At 45.2% G+C, this 13,172-nt stretch carries 13 protein-coding genes; 8 read left to right on the top strand and 5 right to left on the bottom strand.

Annotation, left to right across the window (positions count from 1 at the left end; all coding sequences use genetic code 11):
* The first annotated feature begins 5 nt into the window (after window positions 1-5).
* The 4 genes from ACZ5PW_RS10330 to ACZ5PW_RS10315 all read left to right on the top strand — a co-directional run bounded on the left by ACZ5PW_RS10330 (window position 6) and on the right by ACZ5PW_RS10315 (window position 5,705).
* Window positions 6-1,979: a DUF6785 family protein gene (locus ACZ5PW_RS10330; protein WP_464552969.1), complete on the top strand. Its 1,974-nt coding sequence runs from the start codon at window positions 6-8 to the stop codon at window positions 1,977-1,979.
* A 273-nt stretch (window positions 1,980-2,252) separates the two neighbouring features.
* Window positions 2,253-4,214: a peptide transporter gene (locus ACZ5PW_RS10325; protein WP_464552966.1), complete on the top strand. Its 1,962-nt coding sequence runs from the start codon at window positions 2,253-2,255 to the stop codon at window positions 4,212-4,214.
* A gap of 188 nt (window positions 4,215-4,402) precedes the next feature.
* Window positions 4,403-5,299, top strand: coding sequence for a hypothetical protein (locus ACZ5PW_RS10320; protein ID WP_464552963.1), 897 nt, complete (start codon window positions 4,403-4,405; stop codon window positions 5,297-5,299).
* A 22-nt stretch (window positions 5,300-5,321) separates the two neighbouring features.
* Complete coding sequence (locus tag ACZ5PW_RS10315; protein ID WP_464552960.1) at window positions 5,322-5,705, top strand: PqqD family protein; 384 nt, start codon at window positions 5,322-5,324, stop codon at window positions 5,703-5,705.
* A gap of 10 nt (window positions 5,706-5,715) precedes the next feature.
* On the opposite strand, the gene ACZ5PW_RS10310 is transcribed toward ACZ5PW_RS10315, so the two are convergent.
* Together ACZ5PW_RS10310 and ACZ5PW_RS10305 are read right to left on the bottom strand one after the other, a co-directional pair.
* Window positions 5,716-6,144 (bottom strand): hypothetical protein, encoded by a 429-nt coding sequence (locus ACZ5PW_RS10310; RefSeq protein WP_464552957.1) that lies wholly within the window; start codon window positions 6,142-6,144, stop codon window positions 5,716-5,718.
* Between the two features lie 100 nt (window positions 6,145-6,244).
* Window positions 6,245-7,186, bottom strand: a complete 942-nt coding sequence (locus ACZ5PW_RS10305) for a MerR family transcriptional regulator (RefSeq protein WP_464552954.1) — start codon at window positions 7,184-7,186, stop codon at window positions 6,245-6,247.
* A gap of 423 nt (window positions 7,187-7,609) precedes the next feature.
* On the opposite strand from ACZ5PW_RS10305, the gene ACZ5PW_RS10300 reads away from it, so the two are divergent.
* Complete coding sequence (locus ACZ5PW_RS10300) at window positions 7,610-8,755, top strand: HD-GYP domain-containing protein (RefSeq protein WP_464552951.1); 1,146 nt, start codon at window positions 7,610-7,612, stop codon at window positions 8,753-8,755.
* A gap of 9 nt (window positions 8,756-8,764) precedes the next feature.
* Here ACZ5PW_RS10300 and ACZ5PW_RS10295 read toward each other — a convergent pair whose 3' ends face one another.
* From ACZ5PW_RS10295 to ACZ5PW_RS10285, 3 genes are all read right to left on the bottom strand, one after another.
* The gene (locus tag ACZ5PW_RS10295; RefSeq protein WP_464552949.1) at window positions 8,765-9,067 is read right to left on the bottom strand and encodes an Hpt domain-containing protein; all 303 of its coding nucleotides are present in this window, start codon (window positions 9,065-9,067) and stop codon (window positions 8,765-8,767) included.
* Between the two features lie 174 nt (window positions 9,068-9,241).
* Window positions 9,242-10,177 carry a Tim44 domain-containing protein gene (locus ACZ5PW_RS10290; RefSeq protein ID WP_464552946.1) on the bottom strand — a complete coding sequence of 312 codons (936 nt, stop codon included), beginning with the start codon at window positions 10,175-10,177 and terminating at the stop codon, window positions 9,242-9,244.
* 97 nt (window positions 10,178-10,274) lie between these two features.
* Entirely contained in the window at window positions 10,275-10,685 is a 411-nt protein-coding gene (locus tag ACZ5PW_RS10285; protein ID WP_464552943.1) for a response regulator, read from the bottom strand.
* Between the two features lie 161 nt (window positions 10,686-10,846).
* On the opposite strand from ACZ5PW_RS10285, the gene ACZ5PW_RS10280 reads away from it, so the two are divergent.
* From ACZ5PW_RS10280 to ACZ5PW_RS10270, 3 genes are all read left to right on the top strand, one after another.
* On the top strand, window positions 10,847-11,173 hold the full coding sequence (locus tag ACZ5PW_RS10280) for an SHOCT domain-containing protein (RefSeq protein ID WP_464552940.1): 327 nt from the start codon (window positions 10,847-10,849) through the stop codon (window positions 11,171-11,173).
* A gap of 4 nt (window positions 11,174-11,177) precedes the next feature.
* Entirely contained in the window at window positions 11,178-11,939 is a 762-nt protein-coding gene (locus tag ACZ5PW_RS10275) for an HD domain-containing protein (protein WP_464552938.1), read from the top strand.
* Between the two features lie 105 nt (window positions 11,940-12,044).
* Window positions 12,045-12,956, top strand: coding sequence for an NAD(P)/FAD-dependent oxidoreductase (locus ACZ5PW_RS10270; protein ID WP_464552935.1), 912 nt, complete (start codon window positions 12,045-12,047; stop codon window positions 12,954-12,956).
* Window positions 12,957-13,172: the final 216 nt, after the last annotated feature.

The following is a 13,172-nucleotide window of genomic DNA, read 5'->3' as shown; positions in this document are numbered from 1 at the left end:
TTAATATGCATGGTAAAATACGTAAAAGGGCGGTAGTGCTGGGCATTGTCTTCGGACTGCTCATCTGTGCCTTCACGCCCTTCAACAATGCTTACCTGAATGCCACCCCGCTTGCGGGCGGACATTTTCCACTGGCACCTTTCTTCATACTGGCCTGGCTGACCGCAATTTCTGCACTGCATCATAAGCTGCTGCGCTCCCGCCCGCTTATGACCGGGCTTGACCTTATGACCATGTGGATTCTCACCGTTATTGTTTCAGGTATATCCTACACAGGTCTGGCAAGAACATTTTTTATCAATCTGACAGCTCCCTTCCACTTCGCGACAATCGGAAACAGATGGAAGGAAGTGCTGCAGCCGCTTATTCCGGAAGCCCTGCAACCCAGCGACCCTAATGCCGTGGAAGAACTGTATAATGGCATAAAGGGCGGACCTTTCATGGACAATGTGGAGATATTCGGCTCCATCCCCTGGTCCTCTTGGATAACACCGCTCATGTGGTGGGGGGCGTTCATTCTGCTCTGTTATTTCATGATGCTCTGCCTGACAAACATATTCAGCCGCCAGTGGGTAGAGAACGAACGGCTGAACTTCCCTCTGCTGCAGCTTCCCAGATTCATGGAAGAAGCACTTGATCAGGGACTTTACGGTTCATTTTTAGGCAACAAGTTTTTTCTTATCGGCCTGATTTTCTGCGTCTGTCTGCACCTGATGAACGGACTGCACTTCTATATCCCCTCGGTCCCTGAAGTGCCTACACTGATTCTTGCCGGTAAATACTTCGCCAAAACCGGACTGTTCTCCGGATTCTACAAGCTTAAAATATACTTTTATCCGGCCTTTGTGGGCTTTGCTTTTCTTGCCTCGCGCCAGATATCCTTCAGCTTCTGGTTCTTTTTCCTGCTGGGTGGGCTTTTCTACGGAATACTGAGTGTAGCGGGCTTGAACATCCCTGCTTCCGCACTGGGCGTAACCTTCGGTCCGACCCTGACCAGTCCAGAAGAGACCCAGATGATCGGAGCCTATCTTGTCTTCTTCATTTTTATCATCTGGCTGGCCCGTCAGCATCTCAGACAGGTTATACGTGAAGCATTCGGTGCTGAATCAACCAGAGGTGAGGCAGAATGGATGTCTCTGCGGTTTTCTTTCTGGGGTCTGTTCATTTCAGGAGGCCTGCTGACCGCATGGTGTGTTTATTTCGGTATCCCCATGCTGGTTGCGATCGTCGTACTGTTTTCCTTTTTTATTTTCACGCTAGTAGCCTCAAAAGCAATTTGCCAGGGAGGTATAGCTTACTTCACCCTCACTGCGGCACCGCTTGATGGAGTGACCACCCTTTTCGGAAGCAAATTTTTCGGAGCTGCTGGAATCGCTATCGCCGCAATCTGCCAGAAAGTGCTTTTTGTTGATCTACGGGAATCACTGATGCCTTCACTGGTACACGGATCCAAAATAAACGAATGGGTGCGTAACAAGCGATTGTTTCTGATCGGCATAACAGCAATTCTGCTGCTCGGCCTGATTGTGTCCTTTGGTTCCATGTTAATGGTCTGTTATAAATACGGAATTCGCGAACTACAACTTGACTGGGCTACCCGTACATCCATGACCGTCTATGACAACGTGGTACGCGTTATTCAGGAACCGGCTCAAGCCAGTCACTGGGTAACAACCTTCGCCACCCTCGGCGCAGTTATTATGTTCGCGCTTATAATCGCATACAACAGACTGCCATGGTGGCCTTTGCATCCTATCGGATATCTGACCGCATACAGTTCAGCCATGAGAATACTCTGGTTCAGTTTTTTTCTTGGATGGATCTGCAACCAGCTAACCCTGCGTTACGGCGGTGTAGGACTGTTCAAACGGGTACGATATCTGTTTTTCGGCCTGATCATGGGAGATTTTCTGATGGGCGGAGCATGGGCTCTGTATGGTCTCTATGCAGGACAAAGTTATCAGGTGCTGCCGGGGTAAGCTTGTAAGGGGATAAGCCATCTTGTGCTCTCCATAGCCCTAAGACTTGAGCAAGAAGCTCTCGCCGAAGCACTAATGGTCCTTTGGAATTCCTAATCGGTTTATTTCAAGAGATCGGTACAATAGCAGAATTTGATTAAGCCCACCTCCCTCGAGGGTAGGGCTTTAAGATAACCAGTTTTTTGTAACAAAATATTTAACGCAATAACGGCGAATCCCTATTAAAAGGGTTTAAGGCCCCTGGCTGGGTCGCCAAAGGCATTCAGGATACACATGTACGACGATAAAGAGTTACAAGAGTATCGGGACTTGTTGAAGACTCCCACCAAGTTTGAAGAGGGCTTTGACTGGAAAACCATTATCGGTGCCATCTTCATCGGTTTCCTGATGATGCCGGGAAGTATGTACCTTCAACTGGTAATCGGTCAGGGTATAGGTCCGGCTGCACGCTGGGTGACCATCATTCTTTTCGCCGAGATCGCCAAAAGGTCGTACACCGAGCTTAAGCAACAGGAAATATTTCTGCTCTACTACATGGCGGGAGCTGCACTTGCATCACCATTTTCAGGGTTGCTATGGCAGCAGTACCTTGTTCAGTCAGATGCAGCCCGAATGCTTGGGCTCACGGAATTCATCCCGACCTGGGTGGCTCCTCAACCGGGCTCTGAATCCCTGATAGAAAGGACCTTTTTCCATCGAGACTGGTTGATACCGGTATTATTGCTGGTTGGAGCCCAGATAGTTCAACGGATAGACCACTTTGGACTGGGATATGCTCTTTACAGAATAACCTCGGATGTTGAAAAACTCCCCTTCCCCATGGCCCCTGTTGGAGCATTGGGTACAATGGCCCTTGCGGAGTCCACTGAAGAAAAACAGGCCAGCTGGAAATGGCGGGTTTTCTCTGTCGGCGGGGTTATAGGATTGGCATTCGGTGCTGTTTATGTACTGCTGCCCGCTGTTTCCGGACTGCTCTTCACCGAACCTATCCGGCTGATACCGATCCCTTGGGTAGAACTCACGCCTTACACAGAAAAGGTACTACCTGCTGTAGCTACAGGTATACAATTTGACCTTGGCCTGTTTTTTATCGGAATGGTGCTGCCCTTCTGGGCTGTCATCGGCGGCCTGATCGGTATAATAATTACTATTGTTGCCAATCCATTTCTATATGAGCACGGAATCCTTAACCGCTGGCATCCGGGGATGGAAACAGTAGAGACTGTTTTTGCCAACAATTTTGACTTCTACATGAGTTTTTCAATCGGACTTGGGCTTGCAATAGGTCTGATTGGTATTTGGTATGTAGTTAAATCTTTTCGAGGTGAACACGCCAAGAGCCGTGAGTCATGGAGTAAACTTTTCGAGCCGCCTGAAGGCCGCGGAGATATCAATTTCTGGGTTTCCATTGCAATTTACGTACTTTCCACCCTTGCTTATGTGGGTATGAGTCTGCTGCTGGTTCCCAACTTTCCATGGATATTCTTCCTGCTCTACGGGTTTATCTACACCCCTGTAATATCTTATATTACTGCCCGAATGGAAGGTATTGCCGGACAATTCGTCAGTCTGCCTCTGGTTCGCGAGGCCAGTTTCATCGCCGGAGCAAAGTTTTTCGGATATCAGGGTATTGAAATATGGTACGCACCGATCCCGATACACAACTACGGTGAAGCAACTGTTCATTTCAGGGAAATCGAATTAACCGGAACATCCATAAGAGGAATCATCAAGGCGGAACTGGTTGTTTTCCCCGTTGTAATGATCGCCAGTCTTTTGTTTTCCCAGTTTATATGGCAGCTTGCTCCGATTCCATCTGCAAGCTACCCATATGCACAGGAATTATGGCATCTGCAGGCCCTGAATACGCTGCTGATGCAGACATCCACCCTAGAAGGAAATTCTTTATTCTTTCAGGCTCTGAGCGGCCCTGTAATCATGGGAGGAATCAGCCTCGGACTTGTGCTCTATGCGATACTCAATGCTGTAGGGCTGCCAGTACTGCTTGTTTATGGTGTTGTCAGGGGACTGGGACAAAGTACTCCCCACGGATTTATTCTTGAAGTTGCCGGTGCACTAATAGGACGTTTTTTCTTCCAAAAAAAATACGGGGCAATGTGGAGGCAGTACGCCCCGGTTCTGCTGGCCGGATTTTCATGCGGTATGGGTTTAACCGGCATGTTTGCAATGGGCTGTACACTTATCCTCAAGTCACTGGGAAAAATGGCCTATTGACCTTATCTTATTCTTATGATGTTTTGACAAACCTGCATGAGTTGGTAAACTTGTGCAGGTTATTTTTATCGTCTGGCGTACTAAACACCAGAACAGGCCATATCCATTCTGCCCACCGCACAGACGTACAAAAATCTACAGGCGATCCGGGATAAAACCGTTTCGCTTCCCATCAAGGAATATAATAAATGGACCATAAAAGAATTGCGTGGGATGGAATCAGCTTCGAGATTCCTTCCAATTTTGAAGTCAGCGGAATTGATAAAAAATTCCTGCAACTGGATAACGGCGAACATCCCTGCATTGAAATACGCTGGTATGATGCGGGCAAAACATACAAAGAAAAAACATACTTCAGGCAACTGGCCAAAAAGATTGAATCTAATTCCGGAATTAAGATTGAATCAACTGTCATGCCCGGATCATGGAAAGCTCCACTTAAAAAGTACGATTCCACAGCTTTTTACTGGCAATCAGATCTAGCCACCGGGCGCGGAGTCATGTTCTACAATAAAAAAGCAGCGCAGATCATGTTGATCCAGTTCATCAACAAATGTGACGAATGCACTGATAATGCAGCGGTAATATTTCTCAATTCCCTGCAGTTCCATAAGGGAGAAGAAACCACTAACTGGCGTATATATGATTTGCAGGCAACTCTTCCTGCCGGATTCAATCTTGAATCATACGAATTCAAACCCGGGCGCTTTAACATTACCGTCGGTGATCAGATTGAAACACTCTCACTATACAGATTCAGCCCTGCTGATATAATTCTGAAAAATTCTACTCTGGGAGAATTCTCGGAGGAAATTTTCAAAGACGAAATATCTCGCCTTTCCCTTTCAAAAGCTGAACTGGAATATGATGGAGGAGCGACCTGTATGTACGGACAGAAGGACAGACCTTCTATAGCAAAACTTGCTATCTCGAAGCTGAGTGCCAAAAATAAGCCTTATGCCCAGATAGAAGTACGCTATACACATGAAAGCAACCGGATTCTGGCAGTAATGGTTTGTTCCCGACAGGAAATCCCTGAAGACCGTGCTAAATCAATTTTCAATTGCTATGAAATTATTCAATAAAAAAGTAAAGATCGTCCCGCAAATGACAAGGGGTGAAGCATTGGCCTGCAAGCCGGTCAAAAATCTGAATGTGGAAGAATCCAGATCTGACGACGGGCTTATAATACTTTCCTACCCTTTGAGGTTAAAGCCTCTTTTTGCAGATGTGGCTAAACGCTTCGGCATGTGGAAAGACGGTGCTCCCCCCATTAAAAAGCTGCAGCTGGATGAAATGGGAACGCTTGTATGGGAAATGATTGACGGCCATAACAGTGTCAGAAAAATCGCAGCCGAATTTGCGGAGCGATATCAGGTTCTGCCACGTGAAGCAGAGGTAGCGACGGCCACTTTCATGAAGGATTTAGGGAAAAGAGGACTGATTGCCTTTACAGAAAAAGGCATACGGGCAGGGAACAAAAAAAATTAAATAAAATAAGTTAAGTGCAAGTCAGTTTAATATACTCTTCCAGACTGACTCCATTCCAGACTTTACTCACCCAATAGGCCGAAGCCCATATCATGAGAGATGATGCCTGAACATCGGTGAGCCGTTTCAGTTTAGCCTCAAGATTAGCTCTACTGACACCATGAACGACATGTACGTCTTCGTTTTCACAAGCCTCCTCAATGCGTAAATACAAGTAAGCACTCTTACACTGATTGGGTAATATCTTGATTCCCCTGTAAGCTTCCAGCACTGTCTTGAGTTCCTGAACATTGAGTTCCTGCGCAACAGAGCGCATGGACTTGAAAAACATATCAACTGCCCAGGGCAGAATAAACTCCGCTCCTGCACTTTTGGTCTTGAAATAGTTCTTAAGCCATTGTTCGTGGTCATGCGTAATTCTGGCTGCAACCTGCGGCATAAATCCCTCCCTAGGCTACTCCTCTACTAAATAATACAGTTTTTAATAACCATATTATCAAGACTTATCAAGACTTTTTCTAGATTTTACCGAAAGCCAGCTATTTATCGAAACTTTCTCTTATCTGTTTGAAAAGACTGAATAACAGAGCATCCGGGACCGTTTTATCATTAATTCCCATGCTGACAATTCTTACAACGGTATTTTTACTGGGAGTAATATTCTCTTCTGTGACCAGAACTATCTCTTTCTTTATTTCAACATTTTCTTCATGGGCTGAAATTACCAGTTTCCATTGACGGTCAATCTTTTCCCACATCAAATCAACACTTCGATGTGAATTGACACTGTTTTGCAGCAGCTTGACAAAATCCTCCAGAGAAAAATGCTTGCGATCCTTACCGGCTACTCCCAAGTAATCTCCATCTGAATTCTTGATTACCAAAGGCCGCCCAAGGTACTGCTCAGATGGGAACACCGAGACCTCAGGCCCTGCCTCATCTTCGTCCTTCCGGAGCAAGCGGAACAATTCGGCCCTATCCCGCTTGAGACGCCCGATTTCCATTGCCATATCCAGAATGCGCTCATTGGTATCTGCTGCCAGCTTACGCTTTTCCACCCTCAAATTTGACAACTCTTCTCGCAGGTCTCTTATCTCGGATTGGAAAAGAGCCTGATTTGACAGCAGATCAGAAACCTTTCCTAGCACATTTGACAGGCCGCTTATAACTGTCTGCATATCAGAACTTGGCTCAAGCCCCGCCTTATTGATCAATTGTTGATCATCATTAATCGATTCTATTAACATACCAAATTTTAATGTTAATTCATTCTCAATTTGTTCAGTTGACCAGTTCATTCCATACATTTCACGTATCCTCCTGAATATTTCCAGAACCTCAATAGAATACCTCTGCCTACGTCCTCGCCCCCCTACCGAAGGCAAGAACTTAGAATACTTGTCTTTATAGTAGACCACGGTTGACGGTGGAATACCTAACCGCCTGCCGATCTCTCTTAAACTCAAATACTGACTAGACATACACCTGCACAACTGTTGATCAATTCATATTTAACAAAATATAAACCATATAAAACAAGACTTCAAGATATTTTAATGTTCAATTGATCAACAAAAAACAAACAATAAGAGAAAAAACCTGTTTTTTCTACAGGGCGCGGACTGGACATCCCCCACAAGGGTGATTAAATTATAATTAAGACATAAAGGACATTGACGGAGGGTAAGTGGAAATAGAATCAAAATGCTATAAAATTTGCGAATTGAGTCGCCCTTGCAGAAACATTTGAGTGCGTAATTAGTGACGGAGTAACATCCCACAGCCGCGTAGCGCGGCATACGCACTTTTCTCTTGCCCTACACGGACTCACATGTGTATCATTTTGTAATATTTTCCGAACTACCGACTACGAATTAATAATCTAATTCCGGACCGCGACTTCAATGCTAGAAAAAATCAAGACAACAAATCTCCAGGAAGGCATGTTTGTTGTTTGCTCAGCCACCGGGCAGGCAAGTCTTCCCCAGGAAATCTCCAATACATATATCTCATCCAAGAACGATATAGCGACCATACTAAAACTGAATATTACAGAGGTTTTGATTGATTCATCCCAAAGCAGGACTGTCAGCTCCTTTCCACAGACATCATATTCAGAAGAAATCTTATTTGCGCGAGAGGCGTACAACAACGTACTGTCTTGCATACACAAGATATATGAAGCAATAGAAAGAAAAGACCCCCTTGAATTCTGTGAATACGAGAAAAACGTTGACCCGCTTATAGACTCCATAGAAAGAAACTGCAGTGCCTCGGCAAGTCTTACTGTACTAGCCAGAACTGACAGATATCTTTTCACCCACAGCCTAAACACAGCCATACTGAGTGCCATCCTTGGCCGTTTCATGGGACTGTCACGTGAAGCAGTAAAGGAAATCTCTATGTCCGCCATGCTGATGAACATTGGCCAGGTCTGGATTGATCAGGGTATTTTCAAAAAAAAAGGGAAATTAAAGGCTGAAGAATTCTCAGCCATAAAGAACCATCCGGTGAGTGGACAGGAGTATCTAGCCTCACAGAAGGGTGTTTCCGATAAAATAGTAACCGCAGTCGCCCAGCACCATGAGAAATACGACGGGACAGGCTACCCCAAGGGAGTTGCCGGAAATGAAATCACACAATTCGCCAGAATTATAGCTATTTGTGATTCATATGACGCAATGACAACCGAACGTCCATACCGAGAAGCCCTCACGCCGAACCAGGCTATCAAGCAGCTTTACAGCATGACGGACACATCGTTCCATCCACGCTATCTGGAAAACTTCATTAAATGCATGGGAATATATCCGGCGGGATGCTTTGTAAAACTATCGGACGGGAGATACGGTGTTGTTGTAGCAAACACACCCAAAGCCCCTCTCCTGCCAAAAGTAAAGATTGTTTTCAACAGCAGGTTCAGGGCCATTCATCCCGAGTTTGTAGATTTATCTAAAAGCTGCGATAGTGCTCATGGAAATAATCTGGAAATAGTTGAATGTATTCATCCAAAGACATTCAGGCTGGAACTGGAAAGGTTTCTGTGGTGAGGAAGCAGATCAGACAAAAGAGATTTCTACACGTTTAACATACATCCTTAACTCATCGAGCAAAGACAACACCTGGCCCCGGTCTTCGTTTCCTGCGGCAATCTCGATTTTACGCCCTATTTCTGAAAGATTCTTAAAGCCGTAATTCAATGCAGAACCTTTGATATTATGTCCTAACCGTTGCACGGTCTTCATATCTTCCGTGTCAACCGCGCCCTCCAGTAACGCAATTTCTGCATAGGTATTATCCATGAAGGATGGAATCAAAACTTCCAGATCCTCCGAAATATGCTCAACAATCACTCCAGTCATGTCCCCCCCGATGCATAACTAAGCATTTCAAGAATTAATATCAAATAAGCAAGTAACTCACATATAATACATTACAAACGCACCAAGTCAATTATAGCCGAAATAGATCGTAAAAAAACAGGCATTTCCCAATAGAAATGCCTGTGATGCAATAATTGTCGTAAAGGATATTAATCAGTCTTCAAGCTGTTGGATTCCATCCAGCTTCCACATGGATTCACTGCCGTGTTCCTTTACAAAATGCCAAACTTCCCGAACCTGTGAAGGCTGACTCTGGGAAGGATCTTCTCTCAAAAGGACATCGTAATAAACAGTAGCCATTGTTTTTCCACTTTCTTCCTTGGCTTCAAGAAGTCTCGCGTTAACCATCATCACTTCAGTCTGTGAGGGGCCGGGATCTTCCTGAGCCTGCCGACTAATCTCTTCAGCTACACCGGAAGTGGCAAACTGTGCAATGTCATTCATATCCCTTTTATCCCAGGATTTCTGCAAACGGTTGTATACCGCCTTCGCTCCTTCCAGGAATTCTTCCTCGTCAAAACCGTCGGGAGTGCTGACAGCAGGTCCCTGATCGGCAGAAGTTCCCGCCGCAGGGCTACTGGAAGACTTGGAGGACAAATGATCCCATGCATTTCTGGCATTATCCTCACGCCTTGCGAAAGGGTCACTGCTAACATTGCTGTTTCCATGTCCGGACTGAGTCGGTCCCCGCTGATAGTTGCCTTGCTGATACATCTGATCTGCTCCCCGGCTGCGGGATCTAAAGAACTTAAATCCAAGATAGACCAACAGGCCTATAATCAGGATATTGAAAAAACCGCCACCCATTCCTCCGAATCCGCCAAGCATGGAACCGAGAAAAGTTCCTGCCAGCAAACCGCCGAGTAGTCCCATGCCGGGCCGGGCGATTCCACCCTGCTGCTTATTGGCACCGGAAGCCTGCTTCTGATTGGTCGCGGTAGAAGCAGGTTTTTTGTAAGTGTTGGAATAAGATGGCTTGCTGCCGAAGGATCTACCGCCCCCCATCCTTTTAGCATCCGCATCTCCTGCCATTAAGGCCAGCAGGCAGATAACGGTTAGTGGAAGAGCCAAGTACCCGAGTAGTTTCATCTAATACCTCATATTCTATAAATTAAAAAAAGTGCGGTCAAAGACCGCACTTCAATAACTAATAACGTAAACGCCACCTGTCCAGTGAAACCGAACACTATTCTATGGATTTCTTCAAAAACCCAAGTTCAATCATACCTTCTCTGATTTTGGGAACATCCAAAGGTTTTGTAAGGTACACAGCTGCCCCTCCCTTGTAATAAGCATCCATTACAGTTGAGGGATCGCCCAGAGCAGTAGTCATCATGACCCGCACTTCCAGCCGCGGCTTCACTGAATTTTCATGCTCAATTCGACGAATCTCCTTCAACGCTTCGATACCGTCCATTTCGGGCATCATTATATCCATACATATCAAGTCATAGCGGGAACCGGATTCCAAGGCATCCCTGAAACGTTCAATTGCCTGAACTCCGTTATCCACAGAGTCGCATTCACCATAGCTTTCCATAACATGAGTAAGATACTTACGGCTTGCAAGCTCATCTTCAACAACGAGAATTTTCATTCGCTTCTCCATTAATGGCGTAGAAATCAAATTTAACCATGATTAAAACACAGCCGAATAAAAGTAACAAGCCGAAGGTGATCCTTTTCACCCCGCTGGAATATCTTGCGGAGACTTGAAATGAGAGTTACTTATTCGCAAAAACTAAACAGGAATATTTCATGATAGAATCAGTATCCTCCATTGCATCTTTTATTTTAGGCAAATACGAAAGCAACCCTCACTGGGACCACTGGCCCTTCGGTCCGGGGTATGGTGACTTCTGGGCTTCTGCACTTAAAATGCTTTTTGTTGCGGCAATACTTGGCGTTATCATCATTTTTCTGAGATATCTGTTCGGCCCTAACGGCCGTTTCCGCGACCATGAAATGGATCGCGAAGCAGAAGAAATGCGCGTAAAGGCACTTCAACAGCTTGATGAGGACCTGAAAAATGGAAAAATAACTGAACTCGATTATAAATTCATGAAGAAAAGAATCATGCACTAATAAAATGCGTAACTACCAGAAAATATTTCAAGATTTCGCTACCCCATATCTTGATGAGGCATCAGATAAGGAAAAAGGAGATTTTGAACTCAAATTCAAGCACTCTTTTGATTTGCTTGAAAACTGCTGCAAGATCTGCGAATCCCTTTCAATTGAAGGAATAGAAGCGCATACATACCAGATTGCGGCCCTCTTCCATGATACTGGGAGATTTCCGCAATTCAAAAAGTACGGAACTTTCAAAGACGCCGACTCATGTAACCATGCGACCACAGGAGTTCGATACATCCTGCGAAAAAGGCTTCTGGACGGTCTTGAATCAAAAAGGCTTAAAACTGTTCTGGCTGCAATTGCACTTCATAACAGAAAAATACTTCCTCCCAACCTTTCGCAGGAAATGAGAACCGCAACCTTAATAGTCCGGGATTCAGACAAAATGGACATTCTTAAGGTCCTTCTTGATCACATGACAGACACACGCCCTGAAAGCAGTGTCGCGCTTATGGGCCTTAAAGACATCCCGGAACTGATAAGTGAACCTGTATTGAGATCAATTGAAGCGGGAGAACAGGCAAACTACCTCGAAATGAAGAGTGTCAACGACTTCCGGCTGCTTGTCCTGAGCTGGGCGTATGATCTCAACTACCGCTGGTCCCGGCAACAGATGATTGCACTGGGGTATGCAGATAAACTGTTTGACCAGCTCCCCAGATACAAAAGGATAACAGATCTTTACGATCCGATTATGGAACAGCTTAACTCTTGACCATTTTTGTGGGATACTGTTCTTGGCGAACTTGCCTTTTACAAGATGAAACTTAATTTTATAGGGTATCATCAAACCATATCAACACAATAACGGATGCAGAAAATGACAGAAACCAACTACGACATTATCATCCTGGGAGCAGGCCCGGCCGGCCTGCAAGCTGCAATCCACTCCGCCCGCAAAGGTCTCAAAGTTCTTATTCTAGGCAAAAACGATAAAAGCAGTCTATGGTGGGCACACATTGAAAACTTCTGCTGCACACTTGAAATTTCAGGTGAGCAGATTCTTAAGACAGGACAGCAACAGGCTGAGAGCTTCGGGGCTGTCTTTTTTGATGAGGACGTGCTGAAAATTAAAAGTCCTGACCTGATGTCTTCTGATGGGAATGTTTTCACTGTGGACACTGAAACCAAAAGATTCAAAACCAAAGCGATAATTATCTGCACAGGAACCACCAGAAATAAACTCGGAGTTCCCGGAGAAAAAGACCTTTTCGGAAAAGGGGTAAGCTATTGCATTGAATGCGACGGCAACTTTTTCAGAAATGAGGAAGTCGCAATCGTCGGGGGAGAAAGCGCTGCTGCAGGCGGCGCGCTGCATCTTACCCACATCGCTTCTAAAATCCATCTGGTAGCTAAAGAGTTCAACTTTGCTCCGGAACTCATGGAGAGACTGAAAACCGAAAATATAATCATCCATGAGGGAGTTGAAGTAGAAAAAATAACTGGAGATTCCGGGGTGGACGGACTTGTGCTTGATGACGGAACTACTCTGAATGTAACCGGTGTATTCATAGAGCTCGGAGCCAAAGGGGTTATGTCTCTTGCTTCAGAGCTGGGAATCCAGTTGGACGACTCCATGAAATTTATTGAAACCGATAAGCAGCAGAGAACCAACGTGCCCGGCCTTTTCGCTGCCGGAGATATATGCGGCCCTCCTCTGCAAATGGCCAAAGCTGTCGGTGAAGGATGCGTTGCCGGACTGAGCGCAGCAAAATATGTCCGTAAAGCTTGATCCTTTTTAAACAGCAGCTCATTTCAGGTAAGCTGAAAAAGACCTCAACAGCTTTAAAACAATCTAAATAAAACCCCGGCATGAGATACTATTCATGCCGGGGTTTTATTTCTTTTTACCAAAACCAATCTAAGATCCACACAAGAAACTACCCCAAATTGATATAAATATTCGTACCCGGAAAAGTCGTGCAGAGACATTGCAGGATAATTTCAG

The sequence above is a fragment of the Maridesulfovibrio salinus genome, assembly GCF_055394525.1.
This window is presented reverse-complemented; position numbering and strand designations above follow the sequence as displayed.

What these genes read in the sequence shown, in the direction of transcription:
- ACZ5PW_RS10295 (WP_464552949.1), bottom strand. Translation starts at nt 9,067, where the DNA reads ATGACTGGAGTGATTGTTGAGCATATTTCGGAGGATCTGGAAGTTTTG.
- ACZ5PW_RS10320 (WP_464552963.1), top strand. Translation starts at nt 4,403, where the DNA reads ATGGACCATAAAAGAATTGCGTGGGATGGAATCAGCTTCGAGATTCCT.
- ACZ5PW_RS10310 (WP_464552957.1), bottom strand. Translation starts at nt 6,144, where the DNA reads ATGCCGCAGGTTGCAGCCAGAATTACGCATGACCACGAACAATGGCTT.
- ACZ5PW_RS10305 (WP_464552954.1), bottom strand. Translation starts at nt 7,186, where the DNA reads ATGTCTAGTCAGTATTTGAGTTTAAGAGAGATCGGCAGGCGGTTAGGT.
- ACZ5PW_RS10330 (WP_464552969.1), top strand. Translation starts at nt 6, where the DNA reads ATGCATGGTAAAATACGTAAAAGGGCGGTAGTGCTGGGCATTGTCTTC.
- ACZ5PW_RS10280 (WP_464552940.1), top strand. Translation starts at nt 10,847, where the DNA reads ATGATAGAATCAGTATCCTCCATTGCATCTTTTATTTTAGGCAAATAC.
- ACZ5PW_RS10275 (WP_464552938.1), top strand. Translation starts at nt 11,178, where the DNA reads ATGCGTAACTACCAGAAAATATTTCAAGATTTCGCTACCCCATATCTT.
- ACZ5PW_RS10290 (WP_464552946.1), bottom strand. Translation starts at nt 10,177, where the DNA reads ATGAAACTACTCGGGTACTTGGCTCTTCCACTAACCGTTATCTGCCTG.
- ACZ5PW_RS10325 (WP_464552966.1), top strand. Translation starts at nt 2,253, where the DNA reads ATGTACGACGATAAAGAGTTACAAGAGTATCGGGACTTGTTGAAGACT.
- ACZ5PW_RS10315 (WP_464552960.1), top strand. Translation starts at nt 5,322, where the DNA reads ATGACAAGGGGTGAAGCATTGGCCTGCAAGCCGGTCAAAAATCTGAAT.
- ACZ5PW_RS10270 (WP_464552935.1), top strand. Translation starts at nt 12,045, where the DNA reads ATGACAGAAACCAACTACGACATTATCATCCTGGGAGCAGGCCCGGCC.
- ACZ5PW_RS10285 (WP_464552943.1), bottom strand. Translation starts at nt 10,685, where the DNA reads ATGAAAATTCTCGTTGTTGAAGATGAGCTTGCAAGCCGTAAGTATCTT.
- ACZ5PW_RS10300 (WP_464552951.1), top strand. Translation starts at nt 7,610, where the DNA reads ATGCTAGAAAAAATCAAGACAACAAATCTCCAGGAAGGCATGTTTGTT.